Annotated in this window: 14 protein-coding genes and 1 tRNA gene; 11 read left to right on the plus strand and 4 right to left on the minus strand. The window is 33.8% G+C overall.

Features of this window, described 5'->3' with window-relative positions; translation table 11 throughout:
- Window positions 1-17: 17 nt before the first annotated feature.
- The gene (locus DUZ96_RS12575) at window positions 18-5396 is read right to left on the minus strand and encodes a LamG-like jellyroll fold domain-containing protein (protein WP_114302281.1); all 5379 of its coding nucleotides are present in this window, start codon (window positions 5394-5396) and stop codon (window positions 18-20) included.
- Window positions 5397-5725: 329 nt separating this feature from the next.
- Between DUZ96_RS12575 and DUZ96_RS12580 the strand changes: the two genes are divergently transcribed.
- On the plus strand, window positions 5726-5884 hold the full coding sequence (locus tag DUZ96_RS12580; RefSeq protein ID WP_258774393.1) for a T9SS type A sorting domain-containing protein: 159 nt from the start codon (window positions 5726-5728) through the stop codon (window positions 5882-5884).
- Window positions 5885-6043: 159 nt separating this feature from the next.
- Window positions 6044-10282 carry a sulfatase-like hydrolase/transferase gene (locus DUZ96_RS12585; RefSeq protein WP_181855284.1) on the plus strand — a complete coding sequence of 1413 codons (4239 nt, stop codon included), beginning with the start codon at window positions 6044-6046 and terminating at the stop codon, window positions 10280-10282.
- A 151-nt stretch (window positions 10283-10433) separates the two neighbouring features.
- On the opposite strand, the gene DUZ96_RS12590 is transcribed toward DUZ96_RS12585, so the two are convergent.
- Window positions 10434-10509, minus strand: a tRNA-Phe gene (locus tag DUZ96_RS12590).
- Window positions 10510-10611: 102 nt separating this feature from the next.
- On the opposite strand from DUZ96_RS12590, the gene DUZ96_RS12595 reads away from it, so the two are divergent.
- From DUZ96_RS12595 to DUZ96_RS12625, 7 genes are all read left to right on the plus strand, one after another.
- Complete coding sequence (locus tag DUZ96_RS12595) at window positions 10612-11340, plus strand: type III pantothenate kinase (RefSeq protein ID WP_114302284.1); 729 nt, start codon at window positions 10612-10614, stop codon at window positions 11338-11340.
- Window positions 11340-12662, plus strand: a complete 1323-nt coding sequence (locus DUZ96_RS12600; RefSeq protein WP_114302285.1) for a hypothetical protein — start codon at window positions 11340-11342, stop codon at window positions 12660-12662. The genes DUZ96_RS12595 and DUZ96_RS12600 overlap by 1 nt, the downstream gene beginning before the upstream one ends.
- Window positions 12663-12677: 15 nt before the next feature.
- Window positions 12678-14039: a lipopolysaccharide assembly protein LapB gene (locus DUZ96_RS12605; RefSeq protein ID WP_114302286.1), complete on the plus strand. Its 1362-nt coding sequence runs from the start codon at window positions 12678-12680 to the stop codon at window positions 14037-14039.
- Window positions 14040-14065: 26 nt separating this feature from the next.
- Window positions 14066-14593 carry an LPS export ABC transporter periplasmic protein LptC gene (gene lptC, locus DUZ96_RS12610; protein WP_258774391.1) on the plus strand — a complete coding sequence of 176 codons (528 nt, stop codon included), beginning with the start codon at window positions 14066-14068 and terminating at the stop codon, window positions 14591-14593.
- 33 nt (window positions 14594-14626) lie between these two features.
- Window positions 14627-14818 (plus strand): hypothetical protein, encoded by a 192-nt coding sequence (locus tag DUZ96_RS12615; protein WP_181855285.1) that lies wholly within the window; start codon window positions 14627-14629, stop codon window positions 14816-14818.
- A 3-nt stretch (window positions 14819-14821) separates the two neighbouring features.
- Window positions 14822-16111 (plus strand): hemolysin family protein, encoded by a 1290-nt coding sequence (locus tag DUZ96_RS12620; protein WP_114302289.1) that lies wholly within the window; start codon window positions 14822-14824, stop codon window positions 16109-16111.
- 94 nt (window positions 16112-16205) lie between these two features.
- Window positions 16206-18356, plus strand: coding sequence for a peptidylprolyl isomerase (locus DUZ96_RS12625; RefSeq protein ID WP_114302290.1), 2151 nt, complete (start codon window positions 16206-16208; stop codon window positions 18354-18356).
- A 50-nt stretch (window positions 18357-18406) separates the two neighbouring features.
- Here the strand turns inward: DUZ96_RS12625 and DUZ96_RS12630 are convergent, their stop codons facing one another.
- Together DUZ96_RS12630 and DUZ96_RS12635 are read right to left on the minus strand one after the other, a co-directional pair.
- On the minus strand, window positions 18407-19321 hold the full coding sequence (locus DUZ96_RS12630) for a GYDIA family GHMP kinase (RefSeq protein WP_114302291.1): 915 nt from the start codon (window positions 19319-19321) through the stop codon (window positions 18407-18409).
- Between the two features lies 1 nt (window position 19322).
- Window positions 19323-20639 (minus strand): hydroxymethylglutaryl-CoA reductase, degradative, encoded by a 1317-nt coding sequence (locus tag DUZ96_RS12635; protein ID WP_114302292.1) that lies wholly within the window; start codon window positions 20637-20639, stop codon window positions 19323-19325.
- A gap of 150 nt (window positions 20640-20789) precedes the next feature.
- On the opposite strand from DUZ96_RS12635, the gene DUZ96_RS12640 reads away from it, so the two are divergent.
- Together DUZ96_RS12640 and DUZ96_RS12645 are read left to right on the plus strand one after the other, a co-directional pair.
- Entirely contained in the window at window positions 20790-23021 is a 2232-nt protein-coding gene (locus tag DUZ96_RS12640) for a S9 family peptidase (RefSeq protein WP_114302293.1), read from the plus strand.
- Window positions 23022-23051: 30 nt separating this feature from the next.
- A complete protein-coding gene (locus DUZ96_RS12645) occupies window positions 23052-24449 on the plus strand; it encodes a peptide MFS transporter (protein WP_114302294.1) in 1398 nt (465 codons plus the stop codon).
- The last annotated feature ends 19 nt before the right edge of the window (window positions 24450-24468 follow it).

The raw sequence follows: 24468 nt of genomic DNA on the forward strand, positions 1-24468 counted from the left end.
CAACAACGTATTACAACTTATTTAATTATTAATTTTTTAGAAATGATGCCATTATTGGTCTTAACCGTAATAATATAAATGCCTCTTTGGATATTATTGGTTTTATATTCTATAAAATTATGTGTTGAGTTAATTTCGGAAAATAAAATTGACTGCCCAATTAAATTATATAATTTAAAGTTATTAATGAAGTTTGATTTTGGGTTGTTAATAATAATACTATCATCATTATCAGAGAATATCACATCTAAATCAATTAGATCATTGTCGTTTATTGACAAGACATTATTTATATCAAAAACTACTTCAAACCTGTCTAAATACTCACCAGCTACTAAAAAAACTTCATAGTCACTTTCTTTAAGGTCGTGATAAATGTTTAGTATTTTATCATGCAGATAAATATTCTTGGATAAATCAATATTTTCTAATTCATCAATTTTAATTTTAACTGTTCCATCACTATTAGTTTTTAATCCTAATGGTAAAATTTGATCTTCGTCAAAATCATTAACAGCTTGGACAACTAATTTACTATTGTTTAAAACCCAAAACATATCTTCAATATTATTTTCAGACATCAGGCCGTCATAGCCTATATCAAAACCATCTGATGCAGAGGTATCGACGCCTGCCAATAATTGACGATGGAATCCTTCGGGTGACGTAAATAATAATCTTATTTTTTCTCTTAAATCTGAGTCCTGAGATGTACTCTTACTGTTGTCATTACTCTTTCTCATGAAAATAGATTCCGTATTATCATGTTCAGTCTTGAAAATACGCTGACTGTTTTTAAATTGAATATTTCCTCCAACGACAGCATTATCAATATCAGGATCGTTAGGTTCTCCTACTAAATCTGAATCTAAAGTAGCGGATACAAAAAATCCTTGTCCAACCGGAATATAACGTGAGGGTTGTTTGGTGCCTAATGCACCTGTAGCATCTATTCTTGTGTCATTGTTCACTGCGACTACACCTCCCATTAGTGTGTATATTGCATAACCACCTTGATAATCTGCTAATGCGTGTGAACTAACAGCAAAATGATCCCAGAAATATAGTGCTCCGTTAATAACGTTGACCGAATTATTTGCTCCGGCAGTATCAGAACTACTTATATTGTCTTTAATAAATTCATCTGCGTCGATGGCAGAAGGATACGGATTACCTATTAAATATTGATTACCTGCGTTTATGGTAAGGGAAAAGTCACCATTGTTTGGTTTTCCATAAAACGTATAATTCTGTTCGGTAGTGATCAATCCTCCTGTATCTTCTACGCCTTTCATGGTAAAGCCTTCTCCTACATCTATACTGTTAGTGCTTCCAATTGGTTCCCACTCCGAATAATTATTACTGACATTATTAGCATATTTCCATATCCATCGTGATGCAATTGAAAGTTGCGATCCGGAGATGTTTCCATTAGGGGAACCATTAAAATCTATAAAAACTATATCATTTGGGTTTGAAGGGTCTGTACCGTTTTTTAATACGTTATCATTACCTAAAATGAAAGATTGGTTATTTACTGAGGTGTTTATTTTTCCTACTGGTGATGACCAATAATTATATGTATACCTATCTTTTGTACCTTGTTGGTCTCTTTCTAAGGTTCCAATACTCGAAGTGTCTAAGTCGCTATTTTCTGTTTGTATGAGTTGCGATTCTCCCTCTAAATCTATATTTCCATCTACCTTTAAGTAATGAGATATAGTAAGCCCGTTACCCTTATCTGCTTTATTTATGGCATCAGTGTCTCCGTTTACTTGTAAGTCTGCACCTGAATTTATAATAAGACCCAACACCTTTCTATTTTGTTCTTCGGTACTTGGTATGTAATCGGGATCACTATTATCCAGCGTAACGTTGTTATTGATTTTAACAATATTGTAATCCATAGTCAATTTATTAGGATCTCCATCTGCTAAATTTGAATATACGTAAGATACAATACCTGGTAAATATTGAACTTGGCCATTAAGCCAAGTATCACTATCGTCCCAAGGTCCGTCTTGAGTTGTTTCATACGGTAGTGGTGCCGTTTGGGTTTCTAATAAATCGTAATTAAACATGCTGGCATCATTACGATTGTTAGATTCATCTTTTACACTGCCAAACACTAATCTGCTCATTGGATAATACGCCTCTAAGCCTGTGTCCCAGTTTATATCATCAATATCATTTAAAGTTGTGGTTTCAGGAAGTACTTTCCCATTTGTAAGAACACCGTTTTTTTCAATTTCTTGATTCATCATGTAGCGTATCTGGTTAGCAGTCAGGCAAATATTCCATACCCTAACCTCATCAACACTTCCATTAAATCTTTGTTGTCTGTCTTGATGATTTGCAGCGCCAATCACAAAATGTGAATCATTGTCAAAATTTATGGGGTCGTTTGTGTCCTCTGAATCGACAAGTATTCCATCAATATAAAGTTTTGTAGTCCCTAATCCTGTTCCAGAATCACTGTCTTTATCGTATGTTGCACATACATGATGCCACTCATTTTCAGGGATATTATTTGTAGTCTCTAGTGTATTGTTTGAAGAATCGTCAGGATCTCTCCAAACCAATCTTAAATTACCGTTTTTGTTAATCCTAAATGCATATCCAATTGTATAAAATCCCTTTTTATTTTCGGTTATGGTACCATCTCCGTTAACTGTTATATCTTCATTAAAATAATTTCTTTTAGATATCACGTCAAATTTTCCGTCACCAGTATTTCTTTTTATCCATGCGCTTAACGAAAAGCTTTTATTATTTAAATCATTGACATCACCAGCAGAAATATAACTATCAGATCTATCAAAACTTGCGGCTCTAGAAAGTTCGGCAGAAATTTCAGAAGAACCAAAGGTTATATATTTTGTGCCTTCAAAGTAAAAATTGGCTTCGAGATCATCACCAACTAGTTTCATTGTGGCAGAGGTAACATTGGTTGTAAAACTATCATTATCAGCAACAATCATAATATATTCATCTACATCACCAGGATTTGTTGAAGAAACCATAGATTTTGGTATTGATAGTTTTACCGTAGGTATAGTGTCTGTAGCCTTTATTTTCCAAATTCTTTCAATGCGTTTTGCCGTGACATTTGTTACTGTACTTGTGCCTAGTCCAAAATCTTTTGTAATATTGTTGGCACCGTCAAAGGTTAAATTACCATTGTTATTTCCCCAGACTAAGAATGATTCATTTTTTAAAAAGTTATTTGAATTTGATTTATTATTTGTTGCGATTTCTTTAATGCCTATTGTAATATCGTCATCTGTATTTATGGTCTTCGATTGTTTTTGGTTTAACCCAGAATCATCATCGCGCCCTATACCCGAAATATCGTTGTTGTAACCATCATCAGGATCCATATCCCAAACTTCAATATCTCCAAATAAATATTCTTTTCCTTCTAAGGTGATTCCATATTTCAGGGCGAGGTACGATTGTACTCGCTTTCTATCTAATCCTGTAATTTTTTCATCATAAACAATAAGCTCAGCAATGCCTCCTTGCCATGTTCTTGACGTTTTGTTAGGATCTCTTCCTATGCCAACTGTTAATGATCGACCAGATAAAATATCGGCAGGAGTGGTATCTGTATCTGTAATATTTGCACCTTTACAAAAAATTTGATTGAAAAAAGGACCTCCGCCTGGTCCAGCTTCATGTTGATATTGAACAAGAAATGGTTCTTGCTCCACAATTTCACCACTCCCTAACTTGATGTCTTCAGGCCCTGAATTATTGTTTCTGTATCTAAATCTTAACTCATCAGTGTTTGTTTTCTTTTCTATACTCAGGTAGTTATTTGTGTTCCGAGCAAGATTAATCAAATGTTTTTGCCCACTACCGGGATATGTGCCTTGCGCCACTGCGAAGATGGTCATTGTTTCACTACCGTTAATATTAGTACTCATAGTAAAACCGCTATCTGCTGAGCCATCAAAATAAACTACTGGATTAAAATTAATTTCACTGTCCCTAAATACAGGTTCGGTTGGACTACCTATCCCTGTATATTCTGCATAATTATTTATAGAGATATTCCCCTTCCATTTAGAAACAGCATCATTATCCTCAGCTAAATCTCCTGGCCCTTCTTCAACACCTTCGTCTGCTTTTAACCATATTAAGGGATTGGAATCAATACCACCCGGATTAAATTTTATACCACTAAAATCTACAACTTGTAAATTGTGTGACATGGTATTTCCAGCCTTGTGAGACCAATGTGCTATCTCTGTATCTGAATTTAAGTAGTAGTTTCTCCAACCTTTACCATAATCCGCCGTTGTGCCCGAAGAGGTTGAAACTCCTAATACCATGGACTGGCTCAAGTCTGTACTTAAACCTGTAGAGGTAACATCGATTGTGCTTTCGCCAGCGGTATTACTGGTGCTTGTAAATCGCGTAACATTCATTTCTGAATGCTCAAGGACATGAATAAAATGTCTGCTAATAGCCTCTGAGTCATGGTCTCCGTTAAAGGTCCAATCTACATAAATATTAGAAAAGTCAGAAGCTGTTGTCGGTTCAAAGATTGGCCAATTGTCTGCAATTGAATCATAAGTTCCATTTGTAGTATTGTCGGACCTAGATTGGGAGAAAATCAAAGCGTTATTCCAGGTACTAACACCTGATATAGCCCCTGTTCCATCAGAATTAGCTCTTATAATGACTCGTCCTGTATCGGATTCTTTACCCGATAAGGATAGAGGTTCTGTTTCTCCAGAGTCCCCATGATGAACACGCCAATTAGCGCCTGTGAATTCCACCAGTGTAATGTATAAAGAGACATTATTCCCGTTACTTCCTTTTTGTACGCGCAGGGTTGTGTCATCTTCAAGATATGCTATTGCCGTTCCAGAATCACTACCCTCACTTGATGCATCGGTAATAATACCAGTTATGAACGGAATACAGTTATTAGCGTCTGTGATTCCGGCTAAAGCTTGGGTTGTACTGTTTGTCGTACCATTTAAGTCTATTGTATAACGGCCTCTAACAATAAATTCATTAGGTCCTCCTATTACACCAGTATATTCCCAAATGGCAGTATTAAATCTCATTTGTAGGCTACTCGAACTAGGTTCTCTGTAATAAGTCAGTGTGTTAACATCTGTTAATCTACGTGAACCAGACATGTCGTCACCATTTAAAGTACCCGTATTTGTACTTGATCCGGCATGAGTTTTTCTGTTATTTAGAGGTAGCGCAAACGCATTACTGGTAGAGGAGACTGAGGTAAATACTGTATTGGTACCTCCAGTTTCGTCAATGTCATCTTGAATATGCTGAATCTTTAAGTCTTGCGCTTGTATTGTCAAATTTAGGGCAACAACAAAAAGTAACAGATACCCGGTTAAAGCATCAATTTTAATCATAAGGTTTGTAATAAGGCTGTAAATATATATTTTATATCGATTAAATGCAAATAAAACAGATGAAATACTAAAAAATTATAAAAAAGATCAGTAGGGTTACGTATTTACTAGCCAATTAAAATTTTGTTTATCTACCGTAATATTCTATACCAACTAAATCATGAAACAGAAGTTTACAGTTTTATTGACTATATGCTTACTTTCCCTGGGCAATTTATTTTCAAAGGCAGAACCATATTGTTTTAATTATAGCTGATGATATAGGCTGGAATCAGGTAAGCAGTAGTCGAACAACCTAAGTAAATGGCAATAGTTGCCCTAATCCATTTATAGATAATTTTAATATTCTTGGACAAATGGTTTACGCTAAAACTTTTAATGAGAATGAGGCTATTACAGTCTATTTAGAAGATCTAGAAAGTGGGAATTATTTTATTAAAATGTTTGTTGATGGTCGTACTATTACAAAAAGAGTGATTAAGAGATAATTAAAAACTAATTAACTTTCAATAATTGTTTTTTCGCACAGGAAAATGATTTTTAGCGATGTAAATTACATTAAAAAATAAAATAATCGCTTAAAAGCATATTAATACGGTGAAATACGTTATATTCGCATGTTAAAATTTTGTAATTTCACTAACCTTATGAAAAAATTCCTACTTATTTTAATATTATTTATTTATAATTTTACTTGCTTTTCTCAAACTGATCCAAAACCTAATATTGTTTTAATAATTGCTGATGATATGGGGTGGAATCAAGTTAGCAACAGTGCTTTAACAAACAATAATCCTAGTGATTTTTTTGAAACTCCTAATATTGATTTATTAGCCTCTCAAGGCATAGCATTTCCCAATGGATATGTTAATGGGGCCAATTGCGCTCCAACAAGAGCAGCTATTTTGAGCGGTCAATATGCTGCAAGACCTCATAATAATGTATTTACTGTATATGATTTAAACCGCGGTAATACAGCTTCAAATTCAAATTTAATTGGTCCCTACATGGGATTAGCATCAAACGATAATATAGATGAAATACCTAAAAGTGCAATAACTCTAGCTGAAACATTAAAAATTACAGCTGGCTATAAAACAGCACATTTTGGAAAATACCATGTGGGAGAGTATGAAGACGTAAATACTTCGAATAATGCGCCTACAGATCAAGGTTTTGATTATAATTTTGGTGGGGGTACTGATGGCGGACCTGGTAGTCAAGGAGGAACAGGAGGATATTTTGCACGTTCATTGACTGAACCTTATTACTTTGGTGATCAAATTGGTCCTGAACTTGACCAATATGCGGATCCCTATTCGAATAATAATCTTTCAATTGGCTATGGTGTAGATTTAACGGGTACTGCCAAGCACGTTACTGATGCGATGGTGGAAGCAGCTTTTGAATTTATGGATAATCACAATGACGAACCATTTTTCATGCATTTCAGCAATTTTGCAATTCACGGACCATTTAATCCAACTGATGCAAGACCTGATTATAGGGCTAAATATGAGGACAAAGCAAATGGACCAGATGATATCTTGGGTAATGATGATGATTTCGAAGGGCTATTTAATCATGAAAGTCACCCAGGACAAGCAGCTCTAGCTGAACATATGGATCAAGCTATTGGCAGGCTTGTAGATTATTTAAAAACAACAGATGACCCGAGAAATCCCGGTAATAAATTGTCTGCAAATACTTTAGTTTATTTTGTTTCTGACAATGGAGATGCAATTAAAAGGTCTGCTGCAAAGCAAGGACAAACTCCTTTGAGGGGAATGAAGGGAGAATATTATGAAGGTGGTATTCGTTCAGTTACATTTGCCTGGTCTGAGGCACCATGGCTAATGAACAAGGGTACTGTAAATCTTACACCCGTAGTTGCCTTTGATTTGTATCCAACATTTGTAGAAGCTGCAGGCGGAACATTACCAAGTGATATTGGTACTTTTTCATCTTTTACAGGGGCCAATGAAGCTGCTGGAGGTACTCTGCCTAGTGAATATAATATAGACGGCGAAAGCCAGTGGCAAATGTTAACAAATGGTGCTTCAATGCCAAGGGAAGCTTTGTTTTGGCACCATCCAGGATATTTAATAGATACCAAACGTGATTCCAGACCTGTAACTGTCGTTAGAAAGGGAGATTATAAACTAATGCATTTTTATGAAAACAGTGAATATGAATTATATAATCTAGCTACTGACTTAAATGAAACAACCAACCTATTGCCAAGTGCTGACCAAATTATAATTGATATAGCTAATGATATGATTAGTGAAATGAGAGATCATTTAGTCAATACAAACGCACCATTACCAATGTATAGAAGCAGTACTTCAACATCGGTTATAGATGGAGATTTAGTGATTGACACGCCTGGAATTATAACTCCTTTACCAAGTCCAGTTGTAATTATGACATCTTGTGGTGCCATAGGTTCACCAGACGCTTTTTGGAACTTTGATCTCACTTTTGGAACAGATGATTCCATAAATTCAAATAATGCATTTGTTACTGTTGGTGAGATGGAATATAGTACCACAGATTTTAAAGAAGGAGATAGATCGTTTGTATTTGATGGTAATTCAAGTATAGAATATTCGGATAATGGCAATCCTGGAACTTTTCTTAGGGCCCCATTTAGTGAAAAAAGTTTTTCCGCTTGGATAAAACCCGCAAGCCATTCTGGAATACAAAATATCTTTGATGAAGGTGGTTCAACAAAGGGAATAGCACTTAGATTAAATGGTTCTGATCTACAATTAACAGTGAATGCTCAAGGGACTGATCCCGCATTAATAAGTTCTCCTTTATCTGATGATGGTGAGTGGCATCATGTAGCATTTATTTATGATGGTGGTAACAATAATTTATCCTTGTATATTGACGGAGTAATTGCCGCCTCTACAACAACGGTTCCGACATCTGTAGGAAATCATAATGGGAGTGGAATAGGCGCTAAAATTGGTGGTGCAGATAGTTTTGGTAATACTGATGATAATTTTTTTAAAGGAAAAATGGATGCTGTTGCTGTTTATGACTCTGCTATTTCTGGCACTCAGATAGAAGATGCCGTTAAGACATTTTATTTTGATGGGGATTCTGATAATTATGCCAATTCAAAAACCTTGAGCTGTTCTAATCCAGGTGCAGGATTCACCGCTACAGTTTTACCTATAGGAGATTGTGATGATGATATTAATGCTATTAATCCTGATGCAAGTGAAATTGCTGATGGTAGAGATAATAATTGTGATGGTATAGTTGATGAGGGAATCACTTACGTATTTGATGGTTCCTGGTCTCCGGCAAATCCAAATGGTTTTAAAACAGATGCTTCAATTATAATCCAATCAGGAAGTGCAATAATAGATAGTAATACATCTTGTAATGCGGTTACAATTGAACCTGGCGCAGGATTAATCATAAATTCTGGTGTAAATTTAACAACAAATGATGCTAATAACGGATTAATACTTGAGTCAACCTCTAGCTCTTTTTCTAGTTTGATTTTAAATGGTGGTCTTTCAGGTGTGGTTAAATATGAACGACACGTAAATTCATACACTAATGATGTTTTGGCAAATGATAATGATTTAATTTCCCCACCTTTAAATGGGCAAAATTTAGCTGATTTTACAAATGATAATTCAGGATTAATACTTTCTCAAGGTTCAAATCCTACGGTTTATGCTATTGCACCATTTAATAACGATTCTGGTAATTATGAAAACTACGATTCAGACACTGAGTTAAAATTGAACTCTGGCCAAGGATTTAGAATAGCTACAAATACACCTAATACTAATTTAACTTTTACCGGTCAGCCTTTAAATAGACCAAAATCAATTAATATACCAGTAGGAGCAGATGTTAACAGTGGGTCTTGGAATTTGATTGGTAACCCATACCCATCATATGTAGATTTTGACACATTTCATTCTCAATTAATTAGTGATGGAGTTTTAGAAACTGGCTATGTAGCTATTTATGGTTTTGATGGTGATGTCAGTGATGGATGGACAGTCTGGGATGGTAACAATGGTAATCAAATCGCACCAGGCCAAGCATTTTTTGTAAAAACTAAACTTGCTCTAAATGGTGCAGATCCTTCTCCTTCTGTGACTTTTGAGCCGTCAATGAGAAGAGTTGGGTCATCAGATGACTTTATAGTAGGGCGAAATGAGACCTCATTCAGTGCGATTCTTAAGCTAAACAGTAATGAGGGTGATTTTAAAACCAATTTATATTTTAGGTCAAATGCAACGTCAGGATTAGATTACGGTTATGATACAGCGGTTTTTGACTCAGATAATTACGATATTTTCACCAACGTTATTGAAGGTGATTCTAATTTAAAATTGTATAATCAGGCCCTTTCATTTAACGATGTGTATGATGTTGTTGTACCATTGGGGATTAAAGCTACTAACGGACAATCAATTGTGATTAGTTTAGACGAGACTAGTAGTCTGCCAAATAATATTTATGTTTATTTAGAGGATACAATAGAAAATACTTTTACCTCTTTAAGTACTGGAAATTATGCTTCTTACATAGATAATTCAATCACTGGTCTAGGTAGATATTTTTTACATTTTCAAACAAATACTTTATCAGATTCAGATGCAATTTTAAACAGAATTAATATCTACTGCATTCCAAAATCTAAATCATTGGTTATTAAAGGCGTATTGGACCATAAGACCGATTTAAGCATTTATGATTTGCAGGGAAGAATGGTCTTAAATAAAGAGTTGAATACCTCTATTATATATAATGAGATAGACGTTAACTTCTTAAAACAAGGCATTTATATTGTTAAAGTCAATGCTGGGGAATATTCCAAAATTAAAAAGGTTATAATTGATTAATTCTAATTAAAACCTGATTTAAGATTTGGTAAATACTGCCAAAAATTAGCTGATCACGTCGCTAAATAGTTTTTCAATATTAAAAGGTGAATAGAGATGTTTACAAATTTATAAAACCAAAAAAACCGATTCAATTGAATCGGTTTTTTGATGGTGGTGCCTCCAGGAATCGAACCAGGGACACAAGGATTTTCAGTCCTTTGCTCTACCAACTGAGCTAAGGCACCAGTAGCTTATTGAAGCGGATGCAAATATATATTCAATTTTATTATTCACAAAAAGAAAAATGTAAAAATTGATTTTATAAATTTGCCTGATACATTCCTTATATGAATCTAATAGTAGATGTTGGAAATACTTATGTGAAATTCGCTGTTTATAAGCGAAATAATTTAGAATGCAAAACTAGTTTTGAATTGCCTGAGTTTAAAAAGCAATACAAAAACCTTAAAAAAAAGTATCCAACTATTAAAAGAGCCATCGTTTCTTCTGTAGGTCGCCTTTCTAAGAAACAATTGGAAACTATTGAAGAAGATTTAGAAGTTTTAGAATTAAGTCATGAGCTCAAAGTACCATTTAAGAATTCATATAAGACCCCAAAAACCTTGGGAGTAGACAGAATTGCATTGGTTAGTGCTTCAGTGGACCAATTTCCAGATAGAAATGTTTTAATTATTGATGCTGGTACCTGTATTACTTATGATTTTAAAACTAATAAAAATGAATACTTGGGAGGTGCTATATCTCCTGGTGTTACATTAAGATATAAAGCATTAAATAATTTAACCGCAAATCTACCGTTATTAGTAACAAGCCAACCAAAATCAATTATTGGTGACTCTACAGAAGATTCAATTCATTCTGGTGTTATAATTGGTGTTTTAAAGGAAATTGATGGTCTAGTTGAGTATTACAAAGAAAATCATCAAGATTTAACAGTTATTTTAACAGGAGGTGATGCCAATTTTTTGTCAAACCAATTAAAAAATAGCATATTTGCGAATTCAAATTTTCTATTGGAAGGGTTGAATTTCCTCCTAGACTATAACACAAAATAATGATAAAACGACTTATTGTAATAGCAATTACAATTATTAGTTCTTGTTCTTTTGCTCAGCAAGGAACGGCTTCACCTTATTCTTTTTACGGTATTGGAAGTTTAAAATTTAAAGGAACTGTAGAAAACAGAAGTATGGGAGGAATCAGTGTGTACTTAGACAGTATCCATGTTAATTTGAAAAATCCTGCATCTTATGTTAGTAAAAACGTAGATGCTTATCCTTTCGATGGAGAAAGTAGGCCTGTAAAGTTCACAGTTGCTGGTACAGTATCTGAAGTAGGTTTAATAGGAGATAATTCTGATGTAAAAACTAACTCTGCTATTTTCGATTATCTTGCACTTTCGGTACCATTAGGAAGAAAGTTAGGATTTGGATTTGGTCTTTTGCCATACACATCTGTGGGGTATAAGATAGATGATATCAACGACGATGGAGACCTTATTTATAGATTTAATGGAGAGGGTGGTACAAATAGAGTTTTTGCCGGATTTGGATATCAATTGTCAAAATCATTAGGCATTGGTGTAGATTTAAATTATAATTTTGGAACTATTGAAAACTCTGCATTAGCTTTTGAGTATACATCAGAGGGCGAGATAGTTCAGTATCAAACAAGACAGAATACGCGTTCTGATGTTAGTGGATTGAATTTAAATTTTGGATTGTCATTTAAAACAATGTTGAATAGTAAACTAGAACTTTCTACAACAGCAACTTATTCTCCTGAAAGTGAATTAACATCAAATAACGAAAGGTCATTTTCTACCTTGTTGTTTGATTCATTTAGTGGTAGTGAGCTAATAAGAAATACTTTAGATGATGATTTGGAGTCGCAAGGATTAAAACAAACAAAAGTTACCATTCCTTCGAGGATATCAATTGGTGCTGGTATTGGAAAACCACAAAAGTGGTTTGTTGGTGGTGAATATACCTACAGAAACACTAGTAATTTTTCAAATCCAATATTTGGTAGTGATATTTCTAGCTATGAAAACTCATCGGGAGTAGCGTTTGGAGGATTCTATATTCCTAACTATGACGCGTTCTCTGGCTATTTTAAGCGTGTCGTTTATCGTGCAGGTATTAACTTTGCAAACACAGGTTTAGTAATAAAAGATCAGTCGATCAAAGAGTTTGGCATATCTTTTGGTTTAGGTTTACCAGTTGGCGACAGAAGTTTATTTTCAAATGCTAATTTAGGCATAGAATTGGGTCAGCGTGGTACTACAAATGAAAACTTAATTCAAGAGAATTTTATAAATTTCAATGTAAGTTTATCTTTGAACTCAAGATGGTTTCAACAAAGAAAGTATAACTAACAATAAATAATAAAGATGAAGACGAGAATTACATTATTGATGATTGCCCTTTTTATGGGCTTCAACTTATGTGTGGCTCAACAAGACGAAGAGTGTATGAACAATCTATCAATATTTGATAGTTATGTTAAGAGTAAGAAATATGATGATGCATATGGACCTTGGACTATTGTTCGCAACAAATGTCCAAAATTCAACAGGGCCATATATGCTCATGGAGAGAAGATTTTAAAACATAAGATTAGTAATTCTTCTGGTGCAGAGCAAGTAGCACATATTAATGATTTAATTTTACTTTGGGATCAGGCAAGAGAGAACTTTGCATCTAAATATCCAGTTGGTGAAGTTGAGTCTGACAAAGCTCAGTTAACTTATAAGTATAGAAAAGAGCTTAATGCTTCGGCAGATAAAATTTATAACATGTTTGATGTTGCGTACACTAAGGATGTTACAAACTTTAAAAGTGCACAGGGGTTATATACTTACTTCTCCTTAATAGTAGATTTATACGACGCTAAAAAGAAGTCGGCACAACAAATGTTCGATAAGTATGATGATGTAATTGAAGTTATTGAGAAACTTGAAAAAAGCTATACTGAGAAATTAAATAAGCTTGTTCAAAAAGAAGATGGTGGGGCTATATTAACAAAAAAGGAAGGTAGATACAAGAAGAATTATGAGGCTAACCTTGGAGCATTTGAAAAAGTAACTTCTAGTATGGATACCAAGTTAGGTCAAAGGGCAAACTGTGAAGTATTAATTCCGTTATATCAAAAAGACTTTGAAGAAAATAAAAACAATACGATTTGGTTACAACGTGCAATGAACAGAATGTTTACTAAAGGTTGTAAGGATGATCCATTATTTTTGAAGTTAGTTGAACAGAAAAATAGTATTGAGCCAAATGCAGATACTGCATTTTACCTTTACTTACTCACTAATGAGCAAAAGTATTTTGATCAAACTATTCAGTTAGAGACAGACAAACTTAGAAAAGCAAAGCTTTATAAGAAATTAGCTGATGATTTCAGAAAGAAAGGAAGTTATAGTAGAGCAAGACAATACTTTATGGAGTCGATAAAACTTAATCCTTCTGATGGTTCACCATATTTGAAAATCGCAAATATGTATGCTAAGAGTGCTAATAACTGTGGTACGGACAACTTTAGTAAAAGAGCAGTATTTTGGTTAGCAGCAAGTACGGCTGAAAAAGCTGGACGTGTAGATGGGCGTTTAAGAAAAGCGGCGTCACAAACTGCAACAAGTTATAGAGCTAGTGCACCGTCTACAGCAGATATCTTTACAAAAGGTAATGCAGGTCAAACTATACAAATAGGTTGTTGGATTGGGCGTTCTGTAAAGGTGCCAAACATTTAATGAAATCAAATAAAATATATATATTCATGAACTTAGTCATAGCAATTGCTGTGACTTTGTTTTTTTCATGTAAAAATAATTTTGATGAAGTACAAAAAGTAGGTGTGCTTCAAAATCAGCCTGTAGGTGAAGCTGAGAACATAGATTTAAAATACTCAGAGTATGATAGTGACTCTGTTAAGCTCTTGGCAAATCTTTTAAGTTCCAAAATGCTAGATTATTCCAACAGAAATTTCTCATTTTCTGAATTCCCAGAAGGTATAGAGCTCATTGTGTATGGCGAAGATAATAAGCAAACAAAAATTTTTGCTGACTATGCAATCATCTACAACGATACTGATATTATAGATCTTAGGGATAATGTGATTATAGCTACACATGAAAAAGATACCTTGTTGACTGACCAGCTTTATTACAATGAAAAGTTAGAGTGGGTTTTTACAAACCAGCCTTTTACATATGGACCTTTACATGGAAATGGTTTTGATTCTGACAAAGATTTTAAGAATTTTCAGATGTTAGAAATGGGTGGTGATTTTGAAATTGATAATTGACTATCTTTGTTCTATAATCGATTTTCTTAAATAATGAAATTATTAAAATTTTTCCAATACGCATATTTGGTAATTGCGTTTCTATTTCTTTACAAGGGTATTTCTGAATGGAGTAACGATAGAAATAGTGCTTATTTAAGCTTCCTTTTTACTGGATTAGCTGTTTTTATGTTCTTTTTTAGAAAGAAGTTCAGGAAAAAATTCGAGGATCGAAACAAACAATAATTGATGACTACTGATATAGTCATAATTGTAATTTCTTTACTACTGTCAGCATTCTTTTCAGGTATGGAAATTGCCTACGTGTCCTCTAACAAAATCCATATAGAGTTAGAGAAAAAACAAGGAGATTTCTTAGGCAGGGTTTTAACTAAACTTACAGCAAAACCATCAAAATATATCGCCACTATGCTAATCGGCAACAACATAGCATTGGTTATATATGGTTTAAAAATGGGTGATGTTTTGGTAAGGTGGTTTCAGTCAATGTTGCCAAATGATAGTTTGATACTGGAGTATTTACTTGTGGATCTGCAGTTATTCACCCAAACGGTTATCTCTACTTTAGTTATTTTAATAACCGCTGAGTTTCTTCCTAAGGTTTTCTTTCAGATTTATGCTAATACCCTATTGAAAGTTTTAGCATTTCCTATGTATGTTTTTTATGTGATTTTCTCCTTAATATCAGATTTTGTCATTTGGCTATCAGATATAATTTTAAAGCATGTTTTCAAAACAAAAGGTGAGGATGTGGTACTTCCTATGACTAAGATTGAGCTTGGTAATTATATTAGCGAACAAATGGAAGCTGTTGAAGACCATGAAGAGGTTGATAGCGAAATACAAATCTTTCAGAATGCACTCGAGTTTTCAGAAGTTAAGGCTCGTGAAGTAATGATACCAAGAACTGAGATTACAGCGGTAGATATTAATGAGTCCATTGAAAATCTTACTAATCTTTTTATTGAAACAGGAAGAACTAAGATTATCGTGTACAAGGATAATATTGATGATATATTGGGTTATGTCCATGCTTTTGAATTGTTTAAAAAACCAAAAGATATAGGTTCAATCATTATTCCCGTAAGCTTTGTACCTGAGACTATTTTAATAAAAGATGTACTAAATATTCTAATTAAAAAAAGTAGGAGTATGACCGTTGTAATTGATGAATATGGAGGTACTAGTGGTATTATGACTGTTGAGGATATCATTGAAGAATTATTTGGAGAAATTGAAGATGAACATGATACAATAGAATTGACTGAAGAGCAAATTGATTACTCACACTTTAGATTTTCTGCAAGGTTAGAGGTAGACTACGTAAACGAGACTTATAAGTTAAATCTACCTGAGAGTGAAAATTATGAAACCATAGGAGGTTTGATTGTGCACGTGGCACAAGAAATTCCACAAGAAAAAGATAATGTTCAAATCGATAATTTCCAATTTACGATTGAGGAAGTATCGAGTACAAAAATTGATGTGGTTTTACTTAAAATTATAGATGCAGAATAAATCCAGTCAACTGGTGTAAAAACTAGAATTCTCCTTTTATTATTTACTAGAAAATGCTATTTTCGCAGACTTATTTATAGCAAATTAAGAGACTATGGCAGTTTTAAATAAAATTAGACAACGTTCACTCGTTTTAATCCTTGTAATAGCAATGGCATTATTTGCCTTTGTAATTGGTGATTTATTCAAAAATTCGGATGCATTATCAGGAGGAAATCAAGATGTTATTGCAACCATTAATGGCAAGAATATTAATAGAACAGACTTTCAACAGAAAGTTAAAAATTATCAAGACAGGTCTGGAGGTAGACAAACATCTACTCAGGCAATGAACGCAATCTACAACCAAGAATTACGTAAAATTTTATTAGAAACAGAATTCGAAGAATTAGGATTAGTTGTTGAGATAGATGAAATGAGAGATTTGTTAAAAACTAGTTTCTCATCATATCCAGAATTCCAAGATGAAAATGGTCAGTTTGATGTAAATCGTTTGAATGCATTTATTGCAAACCTTAAAGATCTTAATGGTGAAACTGCTCCATTAGGTAATTTCATGGTTAATTATGAAAGCTGGGCTAATAATGAGCAAACTATAGCTTCAAATGCTGTACAGCAATCATATTACAATTTAATTAAGGCAGGTATCGGTACAACAATTACTGAAGCAGAGGATGATTATTTTGGTGATGCCAAAACAGTAGATGTTCGTTATGTGCAAATACCTTACATGAGTATTGCAGATAGTTTGGTTAAAGTTTCAAAATCAGACGTAAAAGAGTACATTAAGGATAATGAGGATGAGTTTAAAGTTGATGCTAGTAGAGAACTTGTTTATGTTGAGTTTAAGGAAGAAGCATCAACTGCAGACGAGGATAAAATCAAAGTAGATTTACTTGGTCTTAAATCTGACAGATTAGAATACAACGATAGCAGTAAAAACACTGACACAATACCAGGTTTTGATAATGCTAATGATATTGAGGAATTCGTTAATTATTATTCAGATATTAAATACAGTGATGCATTCTTAAGAGAAGCACAGTTGCCAGGTGTTGCTAAGGACAGTCTAATGAAATTAAAGGTAGGTGATTATTATGGTCCTTACAAAGATGGAGAATATTACAAGTTATCAAAATTAGTAGAAGTAAAGCAATTACCAGATTCTGTTAAAGTGCGCCATATATTAATTCCTTATGTTGGTGGACAGAGAGCAGATGCTTCAGTTACAAAAACACCAGAAGAGGCTAAGAAAACAGCTGATAGTATCCTAGCTGAGATTAAAACTGGACGTAAAAGGTTTATAGATTTGCTAGAGTTATCCTCTGATAAAGTAAGTAATGAGCAAGATGGAGAAATAGAGTTTGCATATAATGCAGGTATGGCTCCAGAATTTAAAGCATATGCTTTTGATAATAAGGTTGGTGATGTTGATGTTGTTGGTACGTCATTTGGTTATCACGTCATTGAAGTGTTAGAACAAAAATCTTTAAACAAGACATATAAATTAGCAACTATAGCTGATAAAATTGAACCATCAGAGCAAACGCTTCAAGACGTATTTAACAAGATGTCTAAATTTGAAATTGCCGCCAAGGAAGCTGATTTTAACGAGCTAGCTAAAGAGCGTGAATTAACGGTGAAGCCAATTACCTTTAAGGAATTAGATGAAAATATTCCTGGTTTGGGTAGCCAAAGGGAAATTGTAAGATGGGCATTTGAGGAGGATACAGATGTAAATGATTATAAAAATTTCCCAATTTCTGGATTTGGATTTGTAGTGGTAAAATTAGTTGAGAAGAACGAAGAAGGATTAATGAGTGTTGAAGATGCTTCAATTACAGCCTTACCCGAAATCAGAAAACAAAAGAAAGCACTATTGATTCGTGAGAAAATCACAGCAACCACGGTTAATGAAATAGCTTCAAACCAAGGGCAAAGCCCACGTACTGCTGCGGCCCTTACAATTAAAAATACTACTTTATCTGGCGCAGGTGTTGAACCAAAAGTGGTTGGCGCAGCATTTGGTATTGCAGAAGGAGGAACTTCTAAACCAATTAATGGTGATAGAGGTGTTTACGTTGTTGAGGTAACTAAAATTAATGATGCTACCACATTAGATAACTATAATGCTATCATTAATAGGTTAAATAACGAGATTAGAAATACGGTTCAGTCTAAGGTATATAAAGCATTAGAAAATGCAGCAGATATTGAAGACAATAGAGCTAAAACAGTATATTAAAAGTATTTAGTAAATTTAAATATTAAGCCTTACAGTAATGTGAGGCTTTTTTATTTTACCATTTTCGAATACGGTATTATCGTGCCAAAACCTTTTGAATTAAAGTATTTGGTAGGATCTGTCAGAGATGTGGCTAATATAAAATCCCCACCCCAAGCACCAAGGCTTTTAACATTACCATTGTAGTCACTGAATAAGCGTGTTTTTATTGGTTCTGCATCAATAAGCTTTGATATAATACCCTCATGCAGATTTAAAAGCTGATTGAATTCCTCAATTGTAACAGCATCAATAATTTTTTCAGTAATTAAGTTAATCTCATTTAAAACTGAATAATTCAATTCGCCCTTGCTTTTGTATTTGGCAATACCATCTCTGCTATCCTGTTTCTGTTCTAAGTAAACAAAATAAAGATTATCAGAAAAGGATGGTCTAAAATGTACAGATTCAACTTTAGGATCGAATTTAGAATTCAATTGATAGGTAATTGGACTGTTATTCTGAGCACATGCAACGTCATAACCGCTACCACCAAAGGTTAATTCCAATAATTTGTACGCATTTACATTAGCCCAATTAGCAATATTATTTATTAGTGTAGATGAGGTTCCTAGTCCCCATAATCTATTGAAATCTTGTTTTGTTGTTATATTATATCCAAGATTGTTTTTAACAAAAACTGGATTAAGCTTTTGAACTGCTTTTAATATTTGAAGTAATCGATCTGAAATTGGATTTTTAGCGTCTTCGTTATAATATTCAATCCCTTTATTTAAAACAAAACTGTCTTCATACCAGACCTCATTCAATTCATTAAAACTCTTCCAGATAATGTTGTTAGTATTGTTTTCAGTAATCTCTAGACTCTGGCCATATTTAGTTGGGACTGCCAAAGCTATGGCGCCATCAAGTACAGCATATTCTGCTGTAAGTAATAATTTGCCGTTGCTTCTAAAAGTTTTCAAATTAACGTCTAAGATTTTCTATAGCCTCTACAACAGCACTGTGAGTAACGGTATTTGTTTTAAAGTGTTCTATCAAATTAGTTTTCTCTTCTGAAGTTGCTTCAAATTGATTTAAAATATTCATTAAATGCATTTTCATGTGGCCTTGCTGAATTCCTGTTGTTGTCAAGGATTTAACAGCAGCAAAATTTTGAGCTAATCCAGCTACGGCTACTATTTGCATTAGTTCTTTTGCTGTTGGATTTTTAAGCATTTGTAAAGAGAATTTTACTAAAGGATGTAAACTGGTTAGCCCACCAACGGTTCCTAAGGCAAGTGGTATCTCAAGCCAAAATTTAAAAACGCCATCATCAATGGTACAATGTGTTAGGCTTGAGTACTTACCTTCTCTTGTTGCATATGCATGAACACCTGCTTCAACCGCTCTAAAGTCATTGCCAGTAGCTAAAACAACCGCATCTATACCATTCATTATTCCCTTGTTATGTGTTACTGCTCTGTATGGTTCTACTTCTGCGATATTAACGGCTTGTTTGAATTTGCTCACAAAAATTTCTGGATTTGGTATATCCTTACTTTTTAAATCGTCAATAGCACACGAAACCTCTGCTCTAACTAAACAATTTGGAACATAGTTAGATAAGATGCTCATAACAATATCAATAGATTTTTCTTCTTCACTAAAATCATCATAGATCAACGCCTCATCTTTCAACGTACTTGCAAATTGCTCTAAGCAAGAATTAATGAAATTAGCACCCATCGCATCAAGAGTTTCAAATGTAGCATGTAATTGATAGTAATTATCAATGTCTGTAGTTTTATTTCTCAACTCAATATCTAATATGCCACCACCACGTCGCTCCATGTTTTTTGTTATGTCTTTGGTAGATTCAATTAGTTTTGGCTTAACACTATCAAAAAAAGAACTAAGCTTATCAAAATCACCATTGTAAATAAAATGTACTTGCCCTATTTTGACAGTAGAAATAACTTTTGTTTTAAACCCGCCTCGCTCCAACCAAAATTTAGCAGATTTACTGGCTGCTGCAACAACTGAACTTTCTTCAATAGCCATAGGTATGGCATATAATGAATCATTGATAGAGAAATTCGGCGCAATTCCTAGAGGTAAGTAATAATTGGTTATTGTATTTTCAATAAACTCGTCATGAAGCTTTTGTAATTTCTTATTGGTATTCCAATATTGTTTTATAAGATCTCTCGATGCTTCAATATTGGTGAAATATGTATTTAGAAGCCATTCAATCTTTTCTGTTTTTGAAAGCTTTGAAAAGCCTGCTATCCTATTAGGCATAATCCATTAATTTTTGAAAAACACAAAGATACTGAGGATTACCATAAAACATGTGTTTTTACTTCCATTATTGCGTATTTACTCTTAATAAAGGCGGTTTTTTGCATAATTTTTAGTAAACTTGACATCGTTATTTTGTAAATTGTATATATGAATTTGAAATATGCTCTAGCTATTATTGGCTTTCTTACTACTTCTTTAATTTACTGTCAAAATAAACAAATAACACTTGAAGAAATATGGAGTGGCACATTTAGAACAGAGGGAATGCAAGCCCTTCATTCTATGAAAAACGGAAAGCAATATTCAATTTTGAATTTTGATAGACAGACAAGAAACTCAACCATAGATATTTACGATTATAAAACCTTGCAAAAAGAAATAACCTTAGTGTCTTCTGAAGAAATAGAAGATATTGAAGGTTTTTTTGATTATACCTTTAGCCTAGACGAGTCTAAAGTAATATTAACTACAAACGAAGTGCCTGTTTTTAGACGCTCAAGATTAGGTGAATATTATGTATATGATATAAACGATAAGTCTTTGATAAAAGTTTCAGAGGAATTTGTTCAAGAGCCAACATTATCACCTGATGCTTCAAAAATTGCATATGGATATAAAAATAACCTGTATGTGAAGGATCTTACAACTGGTAAGGTGGAGCAAATAACCTTTGATGGCGAAAAGAATAAAATTATCAATGGAATAACAGATTGGGTATATGAGGAAGAATTTAGTTTCGTTAGAGCTTTTGATTGGAACAAAGACAGCAATCAAATAGCATTTATAAGATTTGACGAAACAAGCGTACCTGAATTTTCAATGGATGTTTATGGTTCTGATTTATACCAGACACAACAAGTATTTAAGTATCCTAAGGCTGGTGAAACCAATTCTATTGTGTCCTTACTTCTTTATAACCTAAACACTAAAAAATTAAGCGAAATAAAGGTAGATAAATCTTATAATGATTTTTACATACCAAGGCTTCAATGGACTAATGACGCCAATGTTTTGAGTGCTCAATACATGAACCGACACCAAAACGAACTTGATCTTTGGATGATTAATACGAGTTCTAAAGTATCCAAATTAGTGCTGGCAGAAAAAGACAAAGCATATATTGATGTGACATTTGATCTCACCTTTTTAAAGGATAATAGTTTTATTTGGACTAGTGAGAATGATGGTTTTAATCATATTTACCATTATTCTAGAGAGGGAGAGTTAATAAATCAAGTAACGAATGGTAATTGGGAAGTAACCAATTATTATGGTTTTAATGAAAAGGCAAATACCATTTATTTTCAGTCCACTGAAAATGGATCTATAAATAGAGATGTTTATTCAATTAAACTTAATGGCAAGAGTAAAAAACGACTAACCAAAACTACTGGTTCTAACAGTGCCTCATTCAGTGCTGATTTCACTTATTTTATCAACACACATTCAAGTGCTACCACACCACCTGAATACACATTGAACATTGCAAAATCTGGTGAAGTGGTAAAAAGCATTAAGGATAATGATAAGCTTGCTCAAAAAATAGGTGACTATAAGACCTCTAAAAAGGAGTTCTCGACAATAAATGTGAATGGTAATGATCTCAATATGTGGATGATTAAACCCGCAGATTTTGATGATAGTAAAACATACCCACTTTTTATGTATCAGTATTCTGGTCCTGGATCTCAGTCTGTTGCAAATCGCTGGAACGGAACTAACGATTATTGGTATCAAATGCTTGCTCAAGATGGATATGTGGTTGTTTGCGTAGATGGAAGGGGAACAGGTTTTAAAGGCGCAGAGTTTAAAAAGGTAACTCAAAATGAACTGGGTAAATACGAAGTGGAAGATCAAATAGCTGTTGCAAAGAAACTAGGAGAATTACCTTATATTGATGAATCTAGAATCGGAATTTGGGGATGGAGTTATGGTGGTTTTATGAGTAGCAATGCACTTTTCAAAGGAAATGATGTCTTCAATATGGCAATAGCTGTTGCACCTGTCACAAGTTGGAGGTTTTATGATACAATTTATACAGAACGGTATATGACGACACCACAAGAAAATCCTAGTGGTTATGACGAAAATTCTCCAATTAACCATGTTGATAAATTGAAGGGTGATTTCTTGTTAATACATGGAACAGGTGATGATAATGTACATATGCAGAATACAATGAGAATGGTTGAGGCTCTAATACAAGCAGATAAACAATTTGAATGGATGATTTATCCAGATAAAAATCATGGTATTTACGGCGGAAATACAAGACTACATCTTTATAAAAAAATGACAAACTTCATCCATGAAACTTTGGGTGATAAGCGTGAAACTAGAGTGGAGAAGGAGCAAGAGTCTTTGAATATTAAAGGATAACTAATAACTAACTAAATTAAATAATATAATATGTCAACATTAATTAAACAACCATACCAAAAAGAGCTATTTGGGCATCCAGTGGGATTATTCGTTTTATTTTTTACCGAAATGTGGGAACGTTTCTCCTATTATGGAATGCGAGCAATACTCGTATTGTATTTAGTGGCGCAATCAACTGGTGATAATGCAGGATTAGGGTGGACAAACGGTGAAGCATTGGCGCTTTATGGATGGTATACCATGTTAGTTTATGTAGCATCTATTCCAGGTGGTTGGATAGCGGATAAATTTTTAGGTCAGAAGAAATCAGTACTATATGGTGGAATTTTATTAGTTGCAGGTCACAGTATTTTGGCTGTTGAGCAACTTTGGGCCTTTTATTCTGGTTTAGGTTTAATCATAGCTGGTGTTGGTATGTTAAAACCTAATATCTCAACTATGGTTGGTGGTCTTTATAAACAAGGTGATATCAGAAGAGATAAGGGGTTCACAATTTTCTATATAGGTATTAATGTAGGTGCGTTTTTATCAAGTTTAATTGTTGGATATGTTGGAGAAGTACACGGTTGGCATTATGGATTTGGACTTGCGGGAATCGGAATGGCAGCTGGATTAATTCAGTATTTAGCTGGTATGAAATATTTAACACAAGTAGGTAATTTCCTTGGTGCTTCTGAGAACAAAGTAGAAAAAGAGGCAATGGATAAACCTCTTACTAAAATAGAAAAGGATAGAGTAATTGTACTTTTTATATCGTTCTTACTTGTAATAGTATTTTGGGGTGCTTTTGAGCAAGCAGGTGGATTAATGAATATCTACGCATCAGAAAAAACCAATCGTATGCTAATGGGTTGGGAAGTACCAGCATCTTGGTTCCAATCACTTAATGCTATGTTTATTATCTTTTTAGGTACTTCAGTTGCTGGGTATTGGGCTAGTAGAAAATTAAAAGGAAAACTATCTACGGGATTATTTAAAATGATCGTAGGTCTGATTATAATGGGTACAGGATTCTTTTTTATGACAGCAGCTGCAGGTCAATATGAGAATTCAGGGGCATCTGCTATGTATTGGTTAGTACTTGCGTATTTATTCCATACTATTGGTGAACTATGTATATCTCCAGTCGCATTATCCTATATAACAAAATTGGCACCTATAAAGTATGCTTCGTTAATGATGGGTGTTTATTTTGCAATGACAGGATTCGGAAATAAATTAGCTGGACTACTAGGTGAGGCTTCTGAAAAATTAGGTGAATTCACAATTTTTACGGGAATTGCAGTATTCTGCGTTATATTCGGATTATTAGTAATGGTGTTCAGAAATAAATTAGAAAGCCTTACACATGGTGCTGAAGATGATGAGCACGAAATGCTTGAAGCTGAGAAATATGAGCTTGCAGATCCAGACATCAATAACTAAATATTAAAATAACAAACCC

It is taken from the genome of Winogradskyella sp. KYW1333 (genome assembly GCF_003335675.1).
Taxonomy (GTDB): Bacteria; Bacteroidota; Bacteroidia; order Flavobacteriales; family Flavobacteriaceae; genus Winogradskyella.

Bases quoted from the DNA above. Each gene is read 5' to 3' on its own strand.
- DUZ96_RS12585 (WP_181855284.1), top strand. From the start codon at position 6,044: ATGAAAAAATTCCTACTTATTTTAATATTATTTATTTATAATTTTACT.
- DUZ96_RS12640 (WP_114302293.1), top strand. From the start codon at position 20,790: ATGAATTTGAAATATGCTCTAGCTATTATTGGCTTTCTTACTACTTCT.
- DUZ96_RS12645 (WP_114302294.1), top strand. From the start codon at position 23,052: ATGTCAACATTAATTAAACAACCATACCAAAAAGAGCTATTTGGGCAT.
- DUZ96_RS12625 (WP_114302290.1), top strand. From the start codon at position 16,206: ATGGCAGTTTTAAATAAAATTAGACAACGTTCACTCGTTTTAATCCTT.
- DUZ96_RS12575 (WP_114302281.1), bottom strand. From the start codon at position 5,396: ATGATTAAAATTGATGCTTTAACCGGGTATCTGTTACTTTTTGTTGTT.
- DUZ96_RS12595 (WP_114302284.1), top strand. From the start codon at position 10,612: ATGAATCTAATAGTAGATGTTGGAAATACTTATGTGAAATTCGCTGTT.
- DUZ96_RS12620 (WP_114302289.1), top strand. From the start codon at position 14,822: ATGACTACTGATATAGTCATAATTGTAATTTCTTTACTACTGTCAGCA.
- DUZ96_RS12605 (WP_114302286.1), top strand. From the start codon at position 12,678: ATGAAGACGAGAATTACATTATTGATGATTGCCCTTTTTATGGGCTTC.
- DUZ96_RS12615 (WP_181855285.1), top strand. From the start codon at position 14,627: ATGAAATTATTAAAATTTTTCCAATACGCATATTTGGTAATTGCGTTT.
- DUZ96_RS12600 (WP_114302285.1), top strand. From the start codon at position 11,340: ATGATAAAACGACTTATTGTAATAGCAATTACAATTATTAGTTCTTGT.
- DUZ96_RS12635 (WP_114302292.1), bottom strand. From the start codon at position 20,639: ATGCCTAATAGGATAGCAGGCTTTTCAAAGCTTTCAAAAACAGAAAAG.
- lptC (WP_258774391.1), top strand. From the start codon at position 14,066: ATGAACTTAGTCATAGCAATTGCTGTGACTTTGTTTTTTTCATGTAAA.